Source organism: Billgrantia campisalis (assembly GCF_022341425.1).
GTDB classification, from domain to species: Bacteria; Pseudomonadota; Gammaproteobacteria; order Pseudomonadales; family Halomonadaceae; genus Halomonas; species Halomonas campisalis.
Map to the genome: position 1 here is coordinate 218,548 of NZ_JABFUC010000008.1, position 9,530 is coordinate 228,077.

Genomic DNA, 9,530 nt, shown 5'->3' on the forward strand with positions numbered 1-9,530 from the left:
CATGAGCTTTCGCCCTCTCTGCGCCTGCCTGACGGCGCTGTGGCTGGCGGGCTGTCAGTGGCTGCCGGAGCAGACGTTTTCACAGGCCGAGACGCCATCGCCGGCCAAGTCGCCGGTCTGTGCGGCCGAGCTGCCCGACTTTACCGACGACGCCTGCCTGCTGCCCGACTGGGTGGCCTTCGGTCTGGCCTCCCAGCGCGGCGACCGCGACTGGCGCAGCGCCATGCTGCAGCGCCTGGAAGGCAGCGAAGCCGAGCGCCGCCTGGCCCGCGCCGTGGCGCTTGGCTGGGGCAGCGAGCGCCAGTGGGATCAGGCCTCGGAGCTCTACAAGGCCGACCTGGACGCCGCGCCGGCCGAGCTGCAGCCGCTGCTGCGCTACTGGCTCAACGAGCTGGAAGGGCGGCGCGCCATGGCCGGGCGGCTGGCGCGTTCGGCCAACGAGCTGGCCGAGCTGGAGGCCGAGAACGCCGAGCTGGCCGAGAAGCTCGAGGCGCTGACCGCCATCGAGCGCAGTATCAACCTGAGACAGCAGTCGCCCTGAGCGACAGGGGAGAGACGACGTGATGGATGCGGCACGCCTGCACGCTACGCCACGACCCGCGGCTCCCGGCACCCGCCGTGCCGGCAACCCGGCGCCCGCCGAGCCTCAGACCGGCGCGCATATCCTGCTGGTGGACGACGACGTCAGCCTGCTGCGCCTGCTGGGCATGCGCCTGGAGAGCCGCGGCTTTCGCGTGACCACTGCCGAGAGCGGCGCGGAGGCGCTGCGCAGCCTGAGCGCCCAGCGCCCCGACCTGGTGCTTTCCGACCTGCGCATGGACGAGATGGACGGCCTGGCGCTGTTCCAGGCCATTCAGCGCCAGTTGCCGGGGCTGCCGGTGATCATCCTCACCGCCCACGGCTCGATTCCCGAGGCGGTGAGCGCCACCCAGCAGGGGGTGTTCGGGTTTCTGACCAAGCCGGTGGATCGCGACGAGCTGTTCGCCGCCATCGACGAGGCGCTGGCCCAGGCCCCGGCCGGTGGCGAGGGCGACGACGCCTGGCGCGCCGAGATCATTACCCGCAGCCCGGAAATGGAGCGGGTGCTGGAGCAGGCGCGCATGGTGGCGGCCTCCGACGTCAGCGTGCTGGTTACCGGCGCCTCCGGTTCCGGCAAGGAGCTGCTGGCTCGCGCCATCCACCGGGCGAGCCCGCGGGCCGACAAGCCCTTCGTGGCGATCAACTGCGGGGCGCTGCCCGAACAGCTGCTGGAGAGCGAGCTGTTCGGCCACGCCCGAGGCGCCTTCACCGGGGCGGTGAGCGAGCACCAGGGGCTGTTCCGGGCCGCCGAGGGCGGCACCCTGTTTCTCGACGAGATCGGCGACATGCCGCTGCCGCTGCAGGTCAAGCTGCTGCGCGCGCTGCAGGAGCGCCAGATCCGCCCGCTGGGCTCCACCGCCTCGGTGCCGATCAACGTGCGTATCCTCTCGGCCACCCACCGGGACCTCAGCCAGGCCATGCACCAGGGCGAATTCCGCGAGGACCTCTACTACCGGCTCAACGTGGTCAATCTCAGGCTGCCGCCGCTCAAGGAGCGTGCCGAGGACGTGCCGCTGCTGGCCCGCCACCTGGTGGCCCAGGCCGCGGCGCGCCACAAGCCCTTCGTCAAGGGCTTCTCCCCCGAGGCGCTCAACCTGCTGGCCGCCAGCGCCTGGCCCGGCAACGTGCGCCAGCTGGTCAACGTGGTGGAGCAGTGCGTGGCGCTGACCAGCTCGCCGATGATCCCCGAGGCGCTGGTGGCCCAGGCCCTGGCCGCCGAGGAGAGCGCCCTGCCCACCTTCAGCGACGCCCGCGCCGGCTTCGAGCGCAGCTACCTGATCAAGGTGCTCAAGATCACCGAGGGCAACGTGACCCAGGCGGCGCGCATCGCCGGGCGCAACCGCACCGACTTCTACAAGCTGCTCAACCGCCACGAGATCGAACCCGGCGCCTTCAAGCCCGGCGGCGGGCAGGCTTGAATGCGCTAGGAGCTCCAATTTCTTGGGTCTTCGCAGACTGGCGTGAACTTGCCCTGTGGGAGGGACGGTTCGACGCCTCGACTTCAGCTCCGGTTCGACGCTTCGACGAAGTAGCGCGCAGCGCTACCCATGGGGCGCCTGCGGCGCCTTCGCCCGGCAGAGCCGGCCTCCCACGATAAAACCTGCCAAACATGTTCACGCTAAAGTGCAAAGAGCCTATTTCTTGAGGCGGCGCTTCACCTCCACCCTCAGGCGCCCCTCGCCGAGGCGGGCGCTAAGGGCCTGGCCGGGGTGGGTGTCCTGGGCGCGGCGCACCACCTGGCCCTGGTCGTCCTGCAGGATCGCATAGCCGCGCCCCAGCACCGCCAGCGGGCTCACCGCCTGCAGCTCCCGGGCGAGGCCGGCCAGCCGGTCGCGCTGCCGGGCCAGGGCGTGCTGTATGGCCTGGTCGAGCCGCGCCCGGGCCGCGTCCAGCCGCATGCCGGCCTGCTCCACTTCGCGCTGGGGCGGGCGCGCCGCCAGCCGCCGCTGCAGCTGGGCCAGGCGCTGTCGCTCGGCGGCCAGCCGCTGGCCCAGGGCACGGACCAGCCGGGCGTCGAGCTCGGCGAGGGTGTGGCGCTGGCGGCTCAGCACCTCGCCGGGGTGGCGCAGCCGGGCGCGCAGGTGGTCCAGGCGCTGGGCCTCGCGGTCGAGCCGCCCCTGGACGGCGCGCTGCAGCCGCCCCTCCAGCGCCGCCAGGCGCTGGGTCAGGTCGCGCCGGTCGGGCACCAGCTGCTCCGCCGCGGCGGAGGGGGTGGGGGCGCGCCGGTCGGCGGCCAAGTCTGCCAGGGTGGTGTCGACCTCGTGGCCCACCGCCGACATCACCGGCAGTCGAGAGTGGAAGATCGCCCGGGCCAGGTGCTCGTCGTTGAAGGCCCAGAGGTCCTCCAGGCTGCCGCCGCCGCGGGTGATCAGCACCGCGTCGCGGCGCGGGTCCAGCGCCGACTGGCGGTTGAGCAGGCCCAGCGCGGCGATCAGCCCCGGCGCTGCCTCGCGCCCCTGCACCGGCACCGGAATCAGGGTGACATCGACCAGCGGCCAGCGCGCCGCCAGCACCGCCAGCACGTCGCGGATCGCCGCCCCGGTGGCGGAGCTCAGCACCAGCAGGTGGCGCGGCGGGTAGGGCAGGGGGCGGGCGTTGGCGAACACGCCCTCTGCGGCCAGGCGCCGCTTGAGCCGCTCCAGGGCGGCCAGCAGCTCGCCTTCGCCTGCCGCCTGCAACGCCTCGACGATCAGCTGGTAGTCGCCGCGGGGCTCGAACAGCGACACCCGCCCGCGTACCTTGACCCGGTCGCCGTCGCGCATCGGCGCGGCCACGAAGCGGGCCCGGGTGCGAAACAGCGCGCAGCGCAGTTGGGCCGAGGCGTCCTTGAGGGTGAAGTAGACGTGCCCCGAGGCCGGCCGCGACACCCCGGAGAGCTCGCCTTCCACCCACACCTCGCCGATATCGCGCTCCAGCGCCTGGCGGGCCAGCCGGTTCAGGTCGCTGACGGAGAGGGTGGGGTCGGTCGAAGGGGGCATGGCTGGGCTTCCGCGGCTGGGCGAGACCGCCAGGCTACCATGTCGGCCAGGCGCGCCCACCCCCGTGACGCCACCCACCCTTGGCCGTTATAATGGGGGATTAACTTCGCGCCCCTCCCTCCCACCAGTTCACTGGGTGTTGCCGACTATGCTACGTATGGCCCAAGAAGCTCTTACGTTCGATGACGTATTACTCGTGCCCGGCTACTCCGAGGTCCTGCCCAAGGACGTCAGCCTCAGAACCCGCCTGACCCGCGACCTCTACCTCAATATCCCGCTCGTCTCCTCCGCCATGGATACCGTGACCGAAGCCCGCCTGGCCATCGCCATGGCCCAGGAAGGCGGCATCGGCATCATCCACAAGAACATGACCATCGCCCAGCAGGCGGCGGAAGTGCGCAAGGTCAAGAAGCACGAGAGCGTGATCGTCAAGGACCCGGTCACCGTGGGGCCCAAGGCCAAGCTGGAAGATCTGCTGGCGATGGCCCAGGAGCACGGCTTCTCCGGCTTCCCGGTGGTGGAGGGTGAGACCCTGGTGGGCATCGTCACCGAGCGCGACATGCGCTTCCAGCCCAACCACGGCGACAGCGTCTCCGACATCATGACCTCCCGCGAGCGGTTGGTGACCGTGCCGGAAGGCACCCCGCTGGAGCAGATCAAGGCCAAGATGCAGGAGCACCGCATCGAGAAGATGCTGGTGGTGAACGATAGCTTCCACCTGCGCGGCCTGGTCACCTTCCAGGACATCGAGAAGGCGCGCACCTTCCCCCACGCCGCCAAGGACGGCGACGGCCGTCTGCTGGTCGGCGCTGCGGTGGGCACCGGCCCCGAGACGCCGGACCGGGTGGCGGCGCTGGCCGAGGCCGGCGTGGATGCGATCATCGTCGACACCGCCCACGGCCACTCCCGCGGCGTGATCGACCGGGTCGCCTGGGTCAAGGAGCACTTCCCCCAGGTGCAGGTGATCGGCGGCAACATCGCCACCGCCGAGGCGGCCCGCGCGCTGGCCGAAGCCGGCGCCGACGCGGTGAAGGTGGGCATCGGCCCGGGCTCGATCTGCACCACCCGCGTCGTCGCCGGCGTTGGCGTGCCGCAGATCAGCGCAGTCTCCAACGTCGCCGAGGCGCTCAAGGCCTACGATATCCCGCTGATCGCCGACGGCGGCGTGCGCTTCTCCGGCGACCTGGCCAAGGCCGTGGCCGCCGGTGCCAGCACGGTGATGGTGGGCGGCCTGCTGGCCGGCACCGAGGAGGCCCCCGGCGAGATCGAGCTCTACCAGGGCCGCACCTACAAGGCCTACCGCGGCATGGGCTCCATGGGCGCCATGGCCCAGAGCCAGGGCTCCTCCGACCGCTACTTCCAGGACAAGGACGCCGGCGCCGAGAAGCTGGTGCCGGAAGGCATCGAGGGCCGCGTGCCCTACAAGGGCGTGATGAGCGCCATCGTCCACCAGCTGATGGGCGGGCTGCGCGCCTCCATGGGCTACACCGGCTGCACCGACATCCAGGAGATGCGGACCAAGCCGCAGTTCGTGCAGATCACCGGGGCCGGCTTCGCCGAATCCCACGTGCACGACGTGCAGATCACCAAGGAAGCGCCGAACTATCGGGCGGGATAACCGCTCGCTGAGTATCGACCGCGGCGGGGCCAGGCTCCGCCGCGCGTTCTTTCATACGCCTTGCCCATGGCCCGCCGCCAAACGCTGCCAGTAAGAGACGCCCAGATGACCGACATTCACGCCCACAAGATCCTGATCCTCGATTTTGGCTCCCAGTACACCCAGCTGATCGCCCGTCGCGTGCGCGAGATCGGGGTCTACTCCGAGATCCGCGCCTTCGATATCACCGAGGCCGAGATCCGCGAGTACCAGCCCAACGGCATCATCCTCGCCGGCGGCCCGGAGTCGGTCACCGAGCTCGGCTCGCCCCGGGCGCCGCAGTGCGTCTTCGAGCTGGGCCTGCCGGTGCTGGGCATCTGCTACGGCATGCAGACCATGGCCGAGCAGCTCGGCGGCGCCGTGGAGGGCTCCAACAAGCGCGAGTTCGGCTACGCCCAGGTGCGTGTCGACGAGGAGACCGCGCTGTTCAAGGACATCAAGGACCACGTCGACCACGAGACGGGCCGCGGCCTGCTGGACGTGTGGATGAGCCACGGCGACAAGGTCGCCCGGGTGCCGGCGGAGTTCACCGTGACCGCCTCCACGCCGAGCTGCCCCATCGCCGCCATGGCCTGGGAGGAGAAGCGCTTCTACGGGGTGCAGTTCCACCCCGAGGTGACCCACACCCTGCAGGGCCAGCGCATCCTCGAGCACTTCGTGCTCGACATCTGCGGCGCCGAGCGCCTCTGGACCCCGGCCCAGATCATCGAGGATCAGATCGCCCGGGTGCGCGACCAGGTGGGCGACCGCCACGTGCTGCTGGGCCTCTCCGGCGGCGTCGACTCCTCGGTGGTGGCGGCCCTGCTGCACAAGGCCATCGGCGACCAGCTGACCTGCGTGTTCGTCGACAACGGCCTGCTGCGCAAGAACGAGGGCGACCAGGTGATGGAGACCTTCGCGCGGCACATGGGCGTCAAGGTGATCCGCGTCGACGCCGAGGAACGCTTTCTCGGCAAGCTCGAGGGCGAGGCCGACCCCGAGGCCAAGCGCAAGATCATCGGCAACACCTTCATCGACGTCTTCGACGAGGAAGCGAGCAAGATCGAGGGCGTCGACTTCCTGGCCCAGGGCACCATCTACCCCGACGTCATCGAATCCGCCGCCGCCAAGACCGGCAAGGCCCATGTGATCAAGTCCCACCACAACGTGGGCGGGCTGCCCGAGACCATGAAGCTCAAGCTGGTGGAGCCGCTGCGCGAGCTGTTCAAGGACGAGGTGCGCCGGCTCGGCGTCGAGCTCGGCCTGCCCTACGACATGGTCTACCGCCACCCCTTCCCGGGACCGGGCCTGGGCGTGCGTATCCTCGGCGAGGTGAAGAAGGAGTACGCCGACATCCTGCGCGAAGCCGACGCCATCTTCATCGAGGAGCTGCACAACGCCGACTGGTACCACAAGACCAGCCAGGCCTTCGCCGTCTTCCTGCCGGTCAAGTCCGTTGGCGTGGTCGGCGACGGCCGCCGCTACGAATGGGTCATTGCCCTGCGCGCCGTGGAGACCATCGACTTCATGACCGCAAGATGGGCCCACCTGCCGTATGAGCTGCTGGAGAAGGTCTCCAACCGCATCATCAACGAGCTCTCCGGCGTCTCCCGCGTCACCTACGACGTCAGCAGCAAGCCGCCGGCGACGATTGAGTGGGAGTGAGGGGTAGAGGCATTGGCGAAACGCCTGGCGCGGCTGAGCTGAGTGGGATCAAGGGTCTACCAAAGGGTAGGCCCTTTTTCTTTGCAAATCGTTACAGGGTTTAGTTAACTCTGGTTAAGGTTGCCGAGACGAACGCCGATAGGACAGGTAGTACAACGTAGACAAGGCTGTCGCAGGGAAAGGATGTCATCCCCGGGCGGTAGCGTGTAAAATATTAAACTACAGTGCTATTCAAGATCTAATATGGAAGCGGATGCTATGCCAGACCATGTTGATTCTGAGTCGCGCTCGCGGATAATGGCGTTAGTAGGATCAAAGAACACTAAGCCGGAACTCGCGCTCAGGAGCTTTTTGCATTCTAAAGGTTATCGGTTTCGCCTTCACCGTAAGGATCTTCCTGGTACCCCTGATATGGTATTGCCCAAATACCAATTAGCGATTTTTGTACATGGATGTTATTGGCATAGGCATACTGGCTGTGCATATGCCACTATGCCGAAGAGCCGTGTGGAATTTTGGAAGGAAAAATTCGTAAAAAATGCTCGGAGAGATTCGCTTCAGCAAGAACAGCTAATATTGGATAACTGGCGAGTCCTTGTTGTTTGGCAATGTGGTATGCGTCACTGCAAGGATAGCATGAATGATCTGATCGAAATCATCGAATCTGAGAAAGTTAGAAACGAATGGCCAATAAGGCCCCCTAAAATGCGAAATTTTTTTAATGAAAGCTAATGGCTCGGTGCTGGGTTGATGAGTGAGAGTGTAATAGATCTTTTCTGCGGGGTGGGTGGATTCTCGCTAGGGGCGGAACTAGCGGGCTTTAAAAGCAAGCTTTCTATAGACATCGACACAGATGTAACGTCAACATGGAATAACAATTTTCCTAACTCTAATTTGCGGATCGGGGATGTCGCACAACTGGATAAAGGGTCATGTAAAACTATTTTTGATGGAGGAAGACCCTCTGGTGTAATCGGTGGCCCACCTTGCCAAGGGTTCAGTAGGATCGGGAAAAGGAATAGTTTGGATCCAAGAAATTCTTTAGTAAGCGTATTCTTTGATAAAGTAGCGTTGATCAAGCCAAAGTTTTTCTTGATGGAGAATGTTGAAGGTCTCCTTGATGAGATAAATAAGGATGTGTTGGAAAGCTCTCTGTCAAAGATCCCAAGTTTTTATAAGGTGCTCCCACCGTTAAGAGTTAATTCAGCCAATCATGGAGCGCCTACAAATAGGAAGAGAATAATTTTACTGGGCTATGACCCAGACTATGTTGATGAAATAAATGAACAAGATATATGTGTTAAGCCAGGGGCGCCAGATGTGACTGTGCGAGATGCTATATATGACCTCCCAAGCCCTTTCCCGAGCATAAAAAATGGGAGCCCTTATGCTTGGAGTGAATATAAAAGATCAGCTCTTAGCGAATTTTCTCTGCGAATGCGAGCTGTCCCAAAAAATGGACTAGGTTGGGATGTGGCAATTAGTGCTCTCAGAAATTGTAAAGTAAGCGGTGTAGCTTATACAAAACACACTGATGGGGTTGTTGAAAGATTTAAAGCTACGGAGCCTGGGAAAGTAGAGAAAATAAGTAGATATCCTAGGTTGAAGTGGGATGGAAAATGTCCAACCCTAAGAGCCGGTACAGGAAAGAGCAATGGCAGTTATCAAGCTATGAGACCCATTCATCCCGAAGAGCCTAGAGTTATAACAATAAGAGAGGCTGCTAGGTTGCAGGGGTTTCCAGATTGGTTCTTGTTTCACCCAACTATCTGGCATAGCTTTAGGATGATAGGGAATAGCGTGTCACCAATTTTATCTCAATCTCTTATGCAATTTATTAGAAGTAAACTCTAGAGGTGGCATATGGAACAAGATGACAAGATAGATGCAAGTCCAACAAAAAAATTCTTTGTAGATATGTTGACGAGAGACATAGATCTTTACGATGCAATACTAGACCTTTTAGATAACTGTGTCGACGGCGTTCATCGGGCAACAAAGGAACATCATGATACAGAGCGGCCTTATGATGGTTATTGGGCTGAAATACATATAAGCGATAAAAGCTTTACCATTAAAGATAACTGTGGTGGCATTCCTCGCTCACTGGCTAAAGATTACGCCTTTAGGATGGGTAGACCCGACGGGCGTCTAGATAATGATGGGAGAACTGTAGGTATTTACGGCATTGGAATGAAACGTGCCATTTTTAAGATGGGGAGCAAGGCAACTGTTCGCACCAAGCATAATAACGATGAATACGAAGTCTCGATATCGCCTGAATGGCTCAATAATGAAAAAAATTGGGACTTGAAGTTTGAAAGTGGTGGGGGTGCTCTGGAGGAGTCTGGCACCTGTATAGAAATTACTAATCTACATCGTCAAATATCTGAAAAATTTTCTGATTCTGATGGCGTAAAAATCGATCTACACAAAGCCATTTCAACGCATTACACTTATATAATAAATAAAGGGTTGTCGATCCGGGTTTGTGGTGAGAGAGTCGAGCCGAAGCCGCTTACTGTTTTGGCTTCTGAATTTAAAAATTACTGTAAGCGGTCCATAAACCCCATCTTATGCAGCTGAATAGTGTCCGTCAGACTAGTGTCATCCGACACCAAGGAGGACACCATGACCGAACTGACCTCGACACAAGCCTTCTGGCTGGGCCA

8 protein-coding genes are annotated in these 9,530 nt (G+C 62.8%); 7 read left to right on the forward strand and 1 reads right to left on the reverse strand.

Going from position 1 to position 9,530, the window contains the following annotated elements; all coding sequences use genetic code 11:
- Nucleotide 1 precedes the first annotated feature (1 nt).
- Complete coding sequence (locus tag HOP52_RS11795) at nt 2-541, forward strand: hypothetical protein (protein WP_238977581.1); 540 nt, start codon at nt 2-4, stop codon at nt 539-541.
- Nucleotides 542-563: 22 nt separating this feature from the next.
- Nucleotides 564-1,997 (forward strand): two-component system response regulator GlrR, encoded by a 1,434-nt coding sequence (gene glrR / locus HOP52_RS11800; protein ID WP_275298176.1) that lies wholly within the window; start codon nt 564-566, stop codon nt 1,995-1,997.
- A gap of 216 nt (nt 1,998-2,213) precedes the next feature.
- Here glrR and xseA read toward each other — a convergent pair whose 3' ends face one another.
- The gene (gene xseA / locus HOP52_RS11805; RefSeq protein ID WP_238977582.1) at nt 2,214-3,557 is read right to left on the reverse strand and encodes an exodeoxyribonuclease VII large subunit; all 1,344 of its coding nucleotides are present in this window, start codon (nt 3,555-3,557) and stop codon (nt 2,214-2,216) included.
- A gap of 148 nt (nt 3,558-3,705) precedes the next feature.
- Here xseA and guaB point away from each other — a divergent pair, with 148 nt between their 5' ends.
- The 5 genes from guaB (at nt 3,706) to HOP52_RS11830 (ending at nt 9,444) form a co-directional block, all read left to right on the forward strand.
- Entirely contained in the window at nt 3,706-5,175 is a 1,470-nt protein-coding gene (gene guaB, locus HOP52_RS11810) for an IMP dehydrogenase (RefSeq protein ID WP_238977583.1), read from the forward strand.
- A gap of 105 nt (nt 5,176-5,280) precedes the next feature.
- Nucleotides 5,281-6,858 (forward strand): glutamine-hydrolyzing GMP synthase, encoded by a 1,578-nt coding sequence (gene guaA, locus HOP52_RS11815; protein ID WP_238977584.1) that lies wholly within the window; start codon nt 5,281-5,283, stop codon nt 6,856-6,858.
- A gap of 258 nt (nt 6,859-7,116) precedes the next feature.
- The gene (locus HOP52_RS11820) at nt 7,117-7,590 is read left to right on the forward strand and encodes a very short patch repair endonuclease (RefSeq protein WP_275298184.1); all 474 of its coding nucleotides are present in this window, start codon (nt 7,117-7,119) and stop codon (nt 7,588-7,590) included.
- An 18-nt stretch (nt 7,591-7,608) separates the two neighbouring features.
- The gene (locus HOP52_RS11825) at nt 7,609-8,712 is read left to right on the forward strand and encodes a DNA cytosine methyltransferase (RefSeq protein ID WP_238977585.1); all 1,104 of its coding nucleotides are present in this window, start codon (nt 7,609-7,611) and stop codon (nt 8,710-8,712) included.
- 9 nt (nt 8,713-8,721) lie between these two features.
- Nucleotides 8,722-9,444 carry an ATP-binding protein gene (locus HOP52_RS11830; protein ID WP_238977586.1) on the forward strand — a complete coding sequence of 241 codons (723 nt, stop codon included), beginning with the start codon at nt 8,722-8,724 and terminating at the stop codon, nt 9,442-9,444.
- Nucleotides 9,445-9,530 lie beyond the last annotated feature (86 nt).